General features: G+C 58.3%; 12 protein-coding genes. 8 read left to right on the forward strand and 4 right to left on the reverse strand.

Features of this window, described 5'->3' with window-relative positions:
* Window positions 1–406 precede the first annotated feature (406 nt).
* Window positions 407–1774, reverse strand: a complete 1368-nt coding sequence (locus tag AC2FLD_RS02675) for a sensor histidine kinase (protein WP_496667597.1) — start codon at window positions 1772–1774, stop codon at window positions 407–409.
* On the reverse strand, window positions 1771–2439 hold the full coding sequence (locus tag AC2FLD_RS02680) for a response regulator transcription factor (protein ID WP_039538423.1): 669 nt from the start codon (window positions 2437–2439) through the stop codon (window positions 1771–1773). The genes AC2FLD_RS02675 and AC2FLD_RS02680 overlap by 4 nt, the downstream gene beginning before the upstream one ends.
* 139 nt (window positions 2440–2578) lie before the next feature.
* Between AC2FLD_RS02680 and AC2FLD_RS02685 the strand changes: the two genes are divergently transcribed.
* The 5 genes from AC2FLD_RS02685 (at window position 2579) to AC2FLD_RS02705 (ending at window position 8137) form a co-directional block, all read left to right on the forward strand.
* A complete protein-coding gene (locus tag AC2FLD_RS02685; RefSeq protein WP_496667596.1) occupies window positions 2579–3667 on the forward strand; it encodes a tricarboxylate transporter in 1089 nt (362 codons plus the stop codon).
* A 76-nt stretch (window positions 3668–3743) separates the two neighbouring features.
* Window positions 3744–5774, forward strand: a complete 2031-nt coding sequence (locus AC2FLD_RS02690; RefSeq protein WP_496667595.1) for a tripartite tricarboxylate transporter permease — start codon at window positions 3744–3746, stop codon at window positions 5772–5774.
* 10 nt (window positions 5775–5784) lie between these two features.
* Window positions 5785–6873, forward strand: coding sequence for a 4-oxalomesaconate tautomerase (locus tag AC2FLD_RS02695; RefSeq protein WP_496667594.1), 1089 nt, complete (start codon window positions 5785–5787; stop codon window positions 6871–6873).
* Window positions 6874–6923: 50 nt separating this feature from the next.
* On the forward strand, window positions 6924–7160 hold the full coding sequence (locus AC2FLD_RS02700) for a hypothetical protein (RefSeq protein WP_496667593.1): 237 nt from the start codon (window positions 6924–6926) through the stop codon (window positions 7158–7160).
* Window positions 7157–8137 (forward strand): D-2-hydroxyacid dehydrogenase family protein, encoded by a 981-nt coding sequence (locus tag AC2FLD_RS02705; RefSeq protein WP_496667592.1) that lies wholly within the window; start codon window positions 7157–7159, stop codon window positions 8135–8137. The genes AC2FLD_RS02700 and AC2FLD_RS02705 overlap by 4 nt, the downstream gene beginning before the upstream one ends.
* Here AC2FLD_RS02705 and AC2FLD_RS02710 read toward each other — a convergent pair.
* The gene (locus AC2FLD_RS02710; RefSeq protein ID WP_496667591.1) at window positions 8106–9170 is read right to left on the reverse strand and encodes an AbrB family transcriptional regulator; all 1065 of its coding nucleotides are present in this window, start codon (window positions 9168–9170) and stop codon (window positions 8106–8108) included. The two genes, AC2FLD_RS02705 and AC2FLD_RS02710, sit on opposite strands and share 32 nt — an antisense overlap.
* A gap of 77 nt (window positions 9171–9247) precedes the next feature.
* On the opposite strand from AC2FLD_RS02710, the gene AC2FLD_RS02715 reads away from it, so the two are divergent.
* From AC2FLD_RS02715 to tcuB, 3 genes are read left to right on the forward strand one after another with little or no spacing between them, the layout of a single operon-like run.
* Window positions 9248–9928 carry a GntR family transcriptional regulator gene (locus tag AC2FLD_RS02715; protein WP_496667678.1) on the forward strand — a complete coding sequence of 227 codons (681 nt, stop codon included), beginning with the start codon at window positions 9248–9250 and terminating at the stop codon, window positions 9926–9928.
* A gap of 11 nt (window positions 9929–9939) precedes the next feature.
* Window positions 9940–11334 (forward strand): FAD-dependent tricarballylate dehydrogenase TcuA, encoded by a 1395-nt coding sequence (tcuA, locus tag AC2FLD_RS02720; protein ID WP_496667590.1) that lies wholly within the window; start codon window positions 9940–9942, stop codon window positions 11332–11334.
* Window positions 11324–12403, forward strand: coding sequence for a tricarballylate utilization 4Fe-4S protein TcuB (gene tcuB, locus AC2FLD_RS02725; protein WP_496667589.1), 1080 nt, complete (start codon window positions 11324–11326; stop codon window positions 12401–12403). The genes tcuA and tcuB overlap by 11 nt, the downstream gene beginning before the upstream one ends.
* 303 nt (window positions 12404–12706) lie before the next feature.
* On the opposite strand, the gene AC2FLD_RS02730 is transcribed toward tcuB, so the two are convergent.
* A complete protein-coding gene (locus AC2FLD_RS02730) occupies window positions 12707–13540 on the reverse strand; it encodes a hypothetical protein (protein ID WP_496667588.1) in 834 nt (277 codons plus the stop codon).
* Between the last annotated feature and the right edge of the window lie 6 nt (window positions 13541–13546).

Below are 13546 nucleotides of genomic sequence, written 5' to 3' on the forward strand. Positions count from 1 at the left end.
GCTGCTGACCTCCGGGCGTACTGGTTATTTTTTCTTACCAATCCAATGCACAGCCTGCAATGGACTGACATTGGGCCCGGCCGACAAAAAACCGCCGCAGGGCATTCCTGACGCATTCCGCGCTGTAGGAGGTATCTGGTAATAAGTTGCCGAGTATTTGTTGGCTCCGCCAAAAAGGTGGAGCCAATTTTGATGGAGGACGGAAACCGGACATCCGCTGCACTTTGCTCTGTGGTCTGCTATGCGGACCAAGCGCCATTTCGCTGCAAAAGGCTTCAAAGTCCGGTGAAGACGTATCAAGACCACCGTGCCCGGCACCTGGGGTGGAAACCGGTCATTCGCTGTAATCGAAAAAACTCTCTTTGATTGTGACAGGTTTCGGGTTCCGAGCAGAAATTGAAACAAACTACAGGGCTATGGGAAGTTGAAGCGTGACGCTTGCTCCTTTTTCGACTTGGTTGATCGCGGCCACTCCTCCGTGGCGCTTCGCTACAGCTGAGACAATCGACAACCCTAAACCGCTGCCTTCGGAATATTCCAGCTGCGAAAATCGACTGAAAACGGTTTCGCTTTGTTCGGGTGAAAGGCCGGTTCCGTCATCGGATACGGTAAGCTTTACGTTCTCGCCATCAGAGCGCAGCGCGACTGAAATTTGGCTCAACTTAGTCCCACCGTGCTTAACTGCGTTGTCCAGCAGGTTTTTGATGGCCTCAGTTAAAAAAACCTGATCTCCTAAAACCGTAATTGTCGAGTCCGGCATCGTAACATCAAACTCGATCCCTTTTGCGAGGATCTGTACACCCATGTCAGCGCAGGCTTCTTCCACAACCGCACGGAAATCAATCTTGTCCATCTGATCCTGATGCGTAGGTTGCCGCAACCGCTCCAACGACAATAGCTGCTCGGCCACCGTGGCGGAATTTTTCGCTGCCGACACAAGCTCGATTATCCGTTTGTCCTTGTCCTCATCCGTTTTTGCGTCCCGCAAAGCCTCGGCCATGGACTGAACCGCTGCCGCGGGATTCCGCAGCTGATGTGCGGCTTCTGAGATAAACACCTGATGGGCGTTAATACTACGCTCGACCTGCCCAAACAGTCGATTCAGGGTCTGAACAATTCCATGAACCTCGACCGGGACCGGGCGTTTGATTTTGCTCAGGTCGTCAGGTGAGCGTAGGTCGATCGCATCCTGCAAATCCAGCAAGGGCCGCAGCCCTCGCGCGACGCCGAACCAGACAACAAACGCAAGGGTGGCCAACAGGATACCCATCAGAATCGCCGCACGGATCGACAACTCATTGGCAAAGGCGTTGCGATCCGCGATGCGTTGCCACGCTGTGACTGTCGCATCGCCCACCAGGTTATCCAACGTGACCCGCTCAGTCATTTTCAGCACGCGCACCGGCTCATCCCGATAGATCGCCTCAAAAAACCGCGGCTGGTACGCGCCCTGTTCAGATGGTTTTGCAGCGGCCGGAGGATATGCATACCCTGTGACGTAGATGCCACCGGGTCCAGTCACGTGATAGAAAATCTCTCCTCCTGACGCATCTCGGATCAAGCTGCGCGTGGTGGGCGACAAGGCATCGCCTTCTGACACCGCAACATCGCGCGATATAGCCAGACCAGCGGACAACAGGCTGTCGTCAAAAAGTTCCTGCGCCGTTTGCTGGGCCGCGGTGTAGCGCCAGTATCCAAGCAGGATTGCGAGCAGCACCAATGGCGTCAGGATCAGAATAAGAAGCCTGAGCCTGAGTGAGCCGTGCCGGATCACTTCTGCACCTCAAGCAGGTATCCAAGGCCACGGGCAGTCTTGATCCGGATGCCAAGGTTCTGAAGGCGTTTGCGCAGTCGTGACACATGCGGCTCGACCGCTGAGTCGTCGACGTCGGCGCCCACGCCGTAGACGTAATCGGTCAACTGACTTTTGGGGACGATCCTGCCGCGTCGCTCCAGCAGGCATTCAAGCACAGCCATTTCCCGACGCGGCACGTCGAGCACTTGGCCTTTTGCACTGACCTGCCGGGCCGTACGGTCGAACTCAAGATCTCCGATGGTCTCGCGCGCGCCGTAATCCAGTTGCTTGCGGCGCGACAGGGCACGGATGCGGGCCTCAAGCTCGTCCATTTCGAAGGGCTTCACCAGGTAGTCGTCGGCGCCCATATCCAGACCCGAAACGCGGTCGCTGGTTTCGCTGCGTGCGGTTAGCAGGATGACAGGCGCACTGTCACCCCGGTTGCGCAGGGATCGCAAGATCTCAAGCCCTGACCGACCGGGCAAGTTGATATCCAGAACGATCAGGTCTGCGCCTTCCTGTTCCAGATATAGATCGGCGGCATCGCCATCTGTCAGCACATCAGCGGCATGGCCCCGATCCCTCAGGCGGTAAGCAATGGCGTTAGCGAGGGTCTCATTATCCTCGACGATGACGATCCGCATTCGGGCTCCTGCAAGTTTCGCGCAAGGTTGGCGCTCCATGATTGCCAGATGGGAGAGGGAATCAACCCCACAGTTCTATTTGCGATCATGGTGGCGCGAGGGGCGCTGGCGTGGTTGTCTGGTCAACAGGGAGGAACCAATGGCCATTTCCAACTTCACCCGTCGCGCCGTCGTGGGGCTGATCGCCGCCGCCGGACTCGCCGCACCTGCCGCTGCCGAGGTCGATTTCTCGGGCAAGACCATCGAATGGGTCATTCCGTTCTCGGAAACGGGCGGGTCGGCCAAATGGGCCAACTTCTTTGCCCCGCTTCTGTCCGAGGCTCTGCCGGGTCAGCCAACCGTTGTGGTTAAATTTATGCCCGGTGCAGGATCGACGAAGGGCGCGAACTGGTTTCAGGAGCAGAGCCATGACGACGGCACGCTGCTGTTCGGCACCTCTGGCTCGACACAGTTCCCATACCTGCTGAGCGACCCGCGCGTACGCTATGAATACAATGACTGGATCCCGGTCATGGCGTCGGGCACCGGCGGTGTCGCCTATCTGAACGCAGAGGACGGAGCCAAATTCGATGGCTCTGCCAATGCGCTGAAAGACACCAATTTCATCTACGGCTCGCAGGGCGCGACCCGTTTAGACCTTGTGCCGCTGCTGGCCTGGCAGATGCTGGGCATGAATGTTGAGCCTGTCTTTGGTATCAAGGGCCGCGGTGATGGCCGCCTGATGTTCGAACGCGGTGAGGCTAATATCGACTACCAGACATCCTCGGGCTATCTGGGCGGGTCGGCCCCACTGGTCGAGGCTGGTCAGGCCGTTCCGATGATGACATGGGGTGCACTGGACGCCGATGGCAACATCGTGCGCGATCCGACCTTCCCGGACATTCCGACTTTCAAGGAGGTCTGCGAGGCCACCGATGGCTGCGAAACCAGTGGTGAGGCATGGGACGCATGGAAAGCCTTCTTCGTGGCAGGTTTCCCGGTTCAGAAGCTGGCCTTCCTGCCCGGTGACACGCCGCAAGAGGTCGTCGACGCCTATACCGCAGCGTTCCAAGCTGTGACCGAGCGGGGTGATTTTGCTGATATCTCCTCGAAGCGCGTCGGCAAGTATCCGGTGTTCGTCGGCGACGGCTCAAAAGCCGCGCTGCAAACGGCGACTAATGTGGACGACAACGCCAAGCAATACGTCCTGAACTGGCTGAAAGAGGCCTACGGCGTCGAACTGAACTAAGTTGACACGTCGTCGCGCGCCCAACGAAGGGCGCGCGTTTCTCTACATCCAAGACATTTTATGAAAGGCGGCCGCTATGGAGGTTTTCGCCACCGCTCTTCCTGCGCTCGGTGACGCGTGGGGTCTGATCCTGCAACCTATCGTTCTGGGGCATCTCATTCTCGGCGTCGTTATGGGGCTGGCCGTGGGCGTCTTTCCGGGGCTGGGAGGCATCGCCGGTCTGTCCCTGTTGCTGCCCTTCATGTTCGGTATGGACCCGATCCTTGGACTGGCGCTGATGATCGGTATGGTCGCGGTGGTGCCGACGTCGGACACTTTTGCGTCCGTCCTGATGGGCATCCCCGGCAGCTCCGCCTCGCAGGCGACCGTGCTGGACGGCTTCCCCATGGCGAAAAAGGGCGAAGCGGCAAGGGCGCTGTCGGCGGCTTTTTCCTCGTCCCTCTTCGGCGGGCTGGTCGGCGCGACCTTCCTGACCATGTTCATTCTGATCGCGCGGCCCATCGTTCTGGCCTTCGGCCTGCCCGAGATGTTGATGATTACAATTCTCGGCCTGTCGATGGTCGCCATTTTGGCCGGGCGGATCCCGCTGAAAGGCGTCGCCGCCGCCGGTCTGGGCCTGATGGTCGGCACGATTGGTGAGGCGGATGCAGGCGGTTCGCTGCGCATGGCAACTTATGACATTCCTTATCTGACGGACGGCCTGAAGCTGGTCATCGTTGGCCTGGGTATCTTTGCGGTGCCCGAGATCGTATCGCTGCTGCGTCAAGATCGGTCGATTGCCAAAGGGGCCTCACTGGGCGCCGGTTGGCTGGACGGCGTCAAAGACTGGTTCGCAAATATATGGCTGTCGGTGCGTTGTTCGATCATTGGCGTGATTGTTGGCGTCATACCTGGTCTTGGTGGTTCGGTGGTCGACTGGATTGCCTACGGCCATTCGGTTCAATCCACCAAGGACAAGAGCAATTTCGGCAAAGGCGAAGTGCGCGGAGTCATCGGCCCGGAAAGCTCAAACAACGCCAAGGAGGGCGGCGGTTTGGTGCCAACTTTGCTGTTCGGCATTCCCGGTTCCGGCTCAATGGCGATCTTTATCGGCGCGGTGGCCCTGCTGGGGTCTGGCGATATCGAGGTCGGTCCAAGCATGCTGAAAGACAATCTCGACATCACCTATTCAATCGTTTGGCTGCTGGCGCTGGCCAACGTCGTGGGCACGATCTTGTGCATCGCGGCATCGGGCGGGATCGCCAAGCTGACCACGATCCGCTTCACCTATCTGGCGCCCTTCCTGTTCATGTTGATCAGCTTTGCGGCGTTCCAATCCGGCCAAAACTTCGAAGACTTGCTGGCCCTGTTCGTGATCGGCCTGATCGGCATCTTTTTACGCCGTTTCGACTGGTCGCGCCCGGCCTTCCTGATCGGTTTCGTTCTGTCGAACCCGGTTGAGAAGTTCACCAATCAGGCGTTCCAGATCGCCTCATTCCGGTTCCGCAAAAGCTTTGGCGAGGGGATGGAATATGTCTTCAGCCCTATCGTCATCGTGCTGATCGTGGTCACGGTTGTTTCGGTCATTCTGGGTATCCGGCAGGCCAAGATGATCATGGCCGAGGGTGATGTTCAGGCCGGTACCAAACGCGCGCCGCTTATCTTTCTGCTGGTGATCATGGCCTACCTGATCGTCGCTTTGGTCAACGCCAACATGATCCCCGACTACAATATGACCGACAAGATCATCCCGCTGGTTATCGGCAGCGTCTCGCTATTCTGTTGCGTGATCCTTCTGATCCAGATGATGCGATGTCCCGAAGGCGACGTGATCTTTGCCGACAAGGAAATCGCCGGTGAAGACGCCAGCGCACCCCACGGTCTGTGGTCCACTCTGGCGTGGTTCGCCAGTTTGATCGCGGCCACGTGGGTGGTGGGCTTCATCCTCGCCCTGATAGGGTTCCTGATCGCCTTTCTCCGTATCCGCGCCGGGTCCAGCTGGCAGATGACTCTGATCCTGACCGCCTGCGGCATCGGGTTCATGTGCCTGATGGCGGGCGCTCTGAACCGCGATTTCCCGCCCGGCCTGTTGCAGGACATGGTCAGCCTGCCCTGGCCGTTGAAGTGAGGGGTTCAAAATGACTCAAACCGCAATCCCTTATATCTTGATGCGTGGCGGCACGTCGAAAGGCCCGTATTTCCGCCGCTCGGATTTGCCTGAGGATTTGGACGCGCTGGCCGAGGTGCTGATCGCCGCTCTTGGGTCCGGGCAGTCGCTGAACATCGACGGCATCGGCGGCGGCGCGGCGGTGACCACAAAGGTCGCGATGCTGTCGGTCAGCGAGGATGACTGGGCCGATATCGACTATTTCTTTGCGCAGGTCTCGGTCGAGGACAAGCTGGTCGATTTCAAACCGACTTGCGGCAACATCCTGTCCGGGGTTGCCCCTGCTGCCATCGAGATGGGCTTGTTCAAACCGCAGGGTGATGAAACTGAAGTTCGCATTCGGGCCGTCAACACTGGGGCTCGGGTCGTGGCCAAGGTGAATACACCCGGGGGCGAATTGACCTATGAGGGTGATGCGGAGATCGCCGGCGTTCCCGGTCATTCAGCGCCGGTGCAGTTGAGTTTCATGGGCGTGGTGGGCTCGGCCACCGGAGCGTTCCTGCCTACGGGCAACCTGCGCGATGCAGTTCAGGGCGTCGAACTGACCTTCATGGATGTCGCTATGCCGATGGCTATCGCCCGCGCCACAGACTTCGGATTGACGGGCTATGAGAGCGCCAAGGAACTTGACGCAAACCGCGCGTTCTTTGACCGGATGGAGGCCGTTAGGATCGAAGCAGGGCAGCGGATGGGTATGGGGGATGTGTCCAAATCGGTCACCCCTAAGTTCGGCCTTGTTGCTCCGGCCAGAGAGGGCGGAACGCTCGCAGTGCGGTATTTCATGCCGTGGAAAACCCACCCGACCATGGCGGTCACCGGCGCGCAATGCATGGCGTCTTGCGCTTTGACTCCCGGAACCGTCGCCGACGGTTTGCTGGATCGCCCCACGAACAGCCCGGCTGAAGTCGTTCTGGAACACGCCTCGGGCAATATCGACGTGTTGGTGGATTTTTCCACCACCGACGGGTTCACAGTGAACGCGGCGGGTTTGGTGCGGACCGCGCGCAAGTTGGCGGACGGGCATGTTTATGTGCCTGAGTCTGTTTGGAACGGGAGTTGATCAAGTGCAACCCAAATAGTATACTATTGTATACATAGTGGGAGGACACGATGGACGACTATTCGGAATGCCTCGATATCGCGCGTCAGGAACTCATGTTGGCGCAGTCGGCCCTACGGCGGGACATTGCGGACTACCCGACACCGATTGCTGGCTGCGATGAGCAGTTCAACCATCTGCTGGATCAAAGCGAACGGGTCCGCAATGCACTTTCCGCTCTCGACACATGTCATTTTGTGCCGACGCCAAGAAAACTGAACACCGAGCAGGGTATAGAAAGCCGATGAAGGTCCAAATTCTTGATGACTGGTTTGACACGCTGCGTGGCCTGCCTTGTTTTGAGAAACTCACCGGTCATGAGGTGACGTTATGGACAGATCATGTCGAAGACACTGACACTCTGGCCGAACGACTGCATGACGCGGAGGTGCTTGTCCTGTTCCGCGAACGTACCAAAGTCACCCGCGCCTTGCTGGAGAAATTACCAAACCTGAAGCTTATCAGCCAGCGCAGCGTTTATCCGCATGTCGATGTCGAAGCCTGTACAGATCAAGACGTGCTGCTGTGCTCAAACATGCACGGCGGAACGCCGTCTTATGCTGCAGCTGAACTTACTTGGGCGTTAATCATGGTCGGGATGCGGGATTTGCCCGCACAAATGGCCTCGGTCAAAGCAGGGCACTGGCAGGCGGGCGTGGGCAAGACGCTGCGTGGGCGTCAGTTGGGGCTCTATGGCTATGGCCGCATTGCTCGCGCCGTTGCGGGTTATGCCGAGGCGTTCGGGATGAATGTTGTCTGGTGGTCGTCTGAGGAAGGTCGGGCACGCGCGCAGGCGGATGGCGCGCTGGTCGCGCCCAGCCGTGAAGCGTTCTTTGCCGACAGCGATGTCGTCTCAGTCCATGTGCGCCTGAAACCGGACACGCGCGGGATCATCACCGCATCGGATTTCGCACAGATGCAGCCGGAGGCGCTGTTTGTGAACACCTCGCGAGCCGGGCTGATCGCACCTGGTGATTTGCTTGAGGCGCTGAACGTCGGTCGCCCCGGCAGAGCGGCGATTGATGTGTTCGATTCCGAGCCACTGATTGATCCGACCGACCCGCTTTTGTCACATCCCAACCTGATCGCGACCCCACATATCGGCTTTGTCACTGAAGACGAGTTCGACCTGCAATTCGCGGATGTTTTCGATCAGGTGAACGCCTATGCCGAAGGCGCTCCGATCCACATGATCAACCCCGAGGTTTGGACCAACGCAGAATAAGATTCGCGGCGATGGGCGCACCGATGATCACCAGCACGATCCTTGTCAGATGGTGGGTGATCACAAAGCCCAAATCCGCGCCCGAGACGATGGCCAGCACCGTCATCTCTGCCTGCCCACCGGGCGCGAAGGCCAGAAACGCCTCGACAGGTTGGCCCAGTCCCAAGGTGGTGACAACGGCGGTGAAAGCGGCTGCCAGGACGGCAAGGACAATGACATAGGCGAAGCCCGCTGCCACTACCCGGCGTAGTTCGACCCATGTGACACCTACGAATTTCACACCAATTCCGCAGCCAATGAAAAACTGCGCTGCAAGGATGGCCTCGCGAGGCGGTCGGGTATGAATGAAGTCGCCCAGTGACAAGGCGGCCGTAAGGATCATTGGCCCCAGGATTGACGCCCCGAACAGGCCGATCCGCTCCCCGCCTTTCCAGCCGATAATGGCGGCCAGAACCATCAGCGTCAATTCATTTATTGGCAGGTTGTGCGCGGGCTCGCCAATCGGATTGGTGAGTTGGGCATCATAGAACACGGTGAGGAACAAGGGGGCCAACGTCACGATGATCAGCACGCGCGTACCGTGGATCAAGGACAAGGTACGCGGATTGGCCCCCGCCTCAGTGCCAAAGATGATCATGTCTTGCAAACCGCCCGGCATGGCTGCGTAGAAAGCCGTTGTGGAGTCAAAGCCCCAGAATTTGCGAAAGAATGGCACACCTACCAGCGCGATTAGCAGGATGAAGAACGGGATCAGCGCAATTGACGCGGCCATTTTCGGCAATTCAGCAAACAGAGCCGGCGTAATCGATGCTCCTACCGCCACGCCCAGTATAGTGCGGGCGGCAACCGAGACCTGTCCAAAGCCTTCCATCGGTGCGTGCGCAAGAGCTGCAATCAAACATGCGCTCATTGGCCCGAACAGAAAAGGTAGCGGCAGGTTTAGCGCCCAAAATACCCCAGTGCCCAACACCGCCAGGCCGAGCGTGACGGCCCGTTTCGTCAGAAGAGAGGGGGTATCGGTTTGGCTGTGCAAGGTAAGCGTTCCAGCTTCGTTGACTATAATGTATCCATGTGTATACAACTGGACGCAAGATGACAAGAGAGCCTGCGATGACCCTTCAGGACGACCCGTTACAACCTGGCCCACAAGGCAATTCTGCGTATCAGCGCCTGCTGTGCGAGATTCGCGAGGGCACTCTTTTGCCCGGCGACCGGCTGCGCGAGATTGAGCTCTCGGAACGGTTGGGCGTCAGCCGTACCCCGGTGCGCGAGGCGATAAGGCAGTTGGAAGCCGACGGGCTGGTCACACATGTGCCACGGCAAGGTGCCACCGTGCGCAGCCTGGATTACGCTGAGGTCATGGAACTCTATGAGATGCGCGCGGTGCTTGAAGGGACAGCGGCCCGTCTGGCAACCCGCGCGGCATCGGATGTTGAACTGGATGAGCTTGAGGTTCTGAATGACCGGCTGGCAGAAGCAGGCACCGGCCCGGACGCGGCGCGGATCAACAGGGTCTTTCACGCAACACTTCTGGATGCGACCAAGAACCGGTTTCTGGCAAAATCCATGCTCTCCTTGCAAAAGGCGCTGTTGATCCTGGGGCCTTCGCAATTGCTGGATAGCGACCGCGCCGAGGCCGCAGTGGCCGAGCATCGGCGCATCATGGCGGCTTTAAAGGCCCGCGATGGCGCAGCGGCCGAGACAGAGATGCGCGCGCATATTCAGGCTGCGCAGCGGATGCGCATCCGCGCGTTGCAGGACCGCGGCCGCTCAATCGACGAAAGCCAGTAGGTAGACAGGATATGGCCACCCCAAAGGAAGCTTACGATATCGCTGTGATCGGTGGCGGCAATGCGGCTCTCTGCGCTGCGATGACTGCAGCTGAGGCAGGCGCGCGCGTTTTGATCCTTGAAACGGCGCCAAAACCTTATCGCGGCGGAAACTCCCGCCATACGCGCAACTTTCGCTGTATGCATTCGGGCCCGTTGGGCCCGCTCGTCGAGGCGTATGGTGAAGACGAATACCTCTCGGATCTGCTGAAAGTCACCGGCGGCAAAACCGATGAACATCTGGCCCGCCTCGCGATCCGAACGTCGGAAGAATGCCTTCCGTGGATGCAAGAACACGGGGTCCGGTTTCAGCCCTCGCTTTCCGGCACATTGTCATTGGCACGGACCAATGCGTTTTTCATGGGGGGCGGCAAATCTCTGGTGAATGCCTATTACCGGACGGCGGCGGGGCTGGGTGTTGATGTGCTGTATGAGGCCGCTGTGACGCATTTGGAGCTGAATGGTGATTGGATCGAGTGGGTCGACTATAGCTATGAAGGTCAGTCTCGTCGCATCGCGCCCAAAGCGGTCATCGTTGCCTCCGGCGGCTTTCAGGCAGACACAGATTGGCTCACCCGAGCCTGGGGTGAGCCTGCGAAGAACTTCCTGATCCGGGGAACGCCGTACAACCGAGGCGTGGTCCTGTCTGATCTGCTGGACCAAGGAGTAGAAAGCGTCGGTGACCCGACCCAATGCCACGCCGTGGCCATCGACGGGCGCGCGCCAAAGTTTGACGGCGGTATCGTGACCCGTCTGGACTGCGTACCGTTTTCTATTGTCGTGAACAAAGAAGCCGAGCGGTTCTATGACGAAGGCGAAGATGTTTGGCCCAAGCGCTACGCGATTTGGGGGCGTCTGGTGGCGGCCCAGCCCGATCAGGTGGGTTATGTGATCATTGATGCCAAGTCGCTGAACCTGTTCATGCCGTCTGTGTTCCCTCCGATAAAGGCAGACACTTTGGAAGAACTGGCGGGGTTGATGGGCCTGCCCGCCGACAAGCTTGCCGTAACCGTCAGCGAGTTCAATGCCGCTTGCGGCGACACCAGTGGCTTTCACCCAACCGAACTGGACGGGGTTGCGACCTCGGGTCTGACGCCACCCAAGACCAACTGGGCCCGTCCGATTACCGAGCCGCCATTCTATGGCTACTCGCTGCGCACTGGTGTGACATTCACCTATCTGGGCCTGAAGGTTGACGACACAGCGCAATGCTCGACCCCTGACGGCAAGATCAAGAACCTATGGGCAGCCGGCGAAACCATGGCCGGGTCGATATTGGGGCAAGGGTATCTGGCCGGTTTTGGCATGACCATCGGAACCGTTTTTGGACGCATCGCAGGACGTGAGGCTGCCGCTTATGCAAACTAATCTTATTCAAGAAGCCCGCCGACAGGCCGAGATATGCAATGCCTGCAGGTATTGCGAGGGCTATTGCTCGGTCTTCCCATCGCTGCACGCAAAGCGCGCGTTCTCGGATGGGGACATCACGCAATTGGCCAACCTGTGCCACAACTGCCGGGGCTGTTACTACGCCTGTCAGTACACCGCCCCGCACGCGTTCGACCTGAACCTGCCCAAGGCGCTGGCCGAAGTGCGGCGCGACAGTTGGCAAAGCTTCGCTTGGCCGCAGCCGCTGGCGCGCCGGTTCCACACCCATGGCGGGGCCATCGCCCTGGCGTTGGTGATCGGATTTGCCTTGTTGTTCTGGGCGACCCGCGCCATCGGTTCCAGCGGAGGCGAAGGGTTTTATGCCGTCCTGTCCCACAACGCGATGGTTGCGATCTTTGCGCCTGCATTCCTGCTGCCTCTGTTCAGTATCGCCTTCAGCCTGAGGCGCTATTGGGCCGAAGTTGGTGGCAAACCGATCCAGATGTCTGATCTGACGGTTGCGCTCAAACGCGCGGGCAAGATGCAGGATCTGGCCGCAGGCCATGGCGAAGGCTGCAACTTCGAGGACGAAGACCGGTTCAGTCAGGGCCGACGCCACATCCACCACGCCATCATGTATGGTTTCCTGCTGTGCTTTGCATCGACCTCAGTGGCGACGATCATGCACTATGTCTTCGGAATGCACGCGCCTTACGGATTCTGGTCATTGCCGAAACTGTTCGGGATTTCCGGGGGGCTGCTGCTGACGGTGGGATGTGGTGCGATGGCGCTGCTCAAGCTAAAGTCAGACCGAGACCTCGGCGATCTGTCAGCCTGGGGTGGGGATATCGGCTTCATCCTGTTGCTCGGGTTTGTAGGGCTCAGCGGGCTGGTTCTTTACGCCCTCGGTTCAACACCTCTGATGCCCGCACTGCTGGCCATCCACCTCGGATCGGTCCTGACCTTCTTCCTGCTGACGCCCTACACAAAAATGGCACACGGCTTCTATCGGCTTGCGGCGCTGATCCGGGATGCACAACGGAAAAGAGATGTGTCTATGGTCCGTTAACAGCCCGTCGCGCCTGTGTGAGCGGAAAGAACATGCAATTGGATCAAATATGATTGTGAAGAACTCTGCGTTGCAGCACTTCGAGTGGCGGTCAACGTCCGGAATGGGCCGTCCATTGTAGGACCAACGGCAGCGACGCACGCTTCGCACGTATTTGGGCCGACCGCAGCAATTTGCACTCTGGGCTCGGAGACGCCATTCGCTACAGCCTGCCTCAAAGGCAGGTCTGGGCCGAAAGTTTCTTCTCAAAAAACTGTACCGACGAATAATTGCAAGCCGAAATAGTTGTTCTGCGATGGGCATTTACGACAGCCGCGTCCAAAGAGGCGTGCCGTATAGAAGCCATGGCTTGTAAAGAACCCGAGAAAGGTTCGGGAGCGTAGGCTGGTCATCTTCCGGCGACACTTTTTGCACTCCCAAGCGAATGGCTGGCGTGTTTTCAATAGGTGCCCGTCTCCGATGTTTCTCTACGGGAATTCGTACGTTCTCACCGGGAACGGCAATAGAACTCATGGTCATTTCTACTTCTTCGGTTTCGTCATGCTTGTTCCGAGATGTCACATATTGGCGAAACTCGAAGAAATTATAGTGAACCCTGAAGATGTTCAGGATCGCAATCAGAACCCTGGGATTGTAGCTGGCACCGTTCTCAAACGAGGGACCTTTTCGAGCCCCGCCACTGCTTGCGCGATCAGTCATACTGATGCGTTCACGAACAGCCTCCATGAAGCTCGAAGCCGGCTGCAATGTCGCCCGGACAACGCGTCTTGTAATGGCCTTACGAAGATCAGGATCCTTGATCTGAGAGTCTATGCCCAAAGCTTTGAATTGCTGCCTGTAGCGGCTTGATAGGATTGGGAATCCAACAACCTTGTCTGTCTCGCCGCCAAACTGGACAGGACTTCGAATCCAAAGATCAGGGAAGGCACGTGTCGCATAATTTGATATAGGAAACGGCCGAGCATCCCCGGATCGTCCAGGTTTGTAGGCAGGCTTCAGCCTTGCTTCAGTCCATGCATGCAGCGCTTCATAAGGTGCAAGGTTCGGATTGGCATTCCGAAACCTTCTGAGCGATGCGTCGTATCGGTTGAACTTTGAGGTGATCTGACCCTTGGTTGCCTTCTTGTTGAAGCTCACTACAAG

Source organism: Ruegeria sp. CDSA021 (assembly GCF_059612325.1).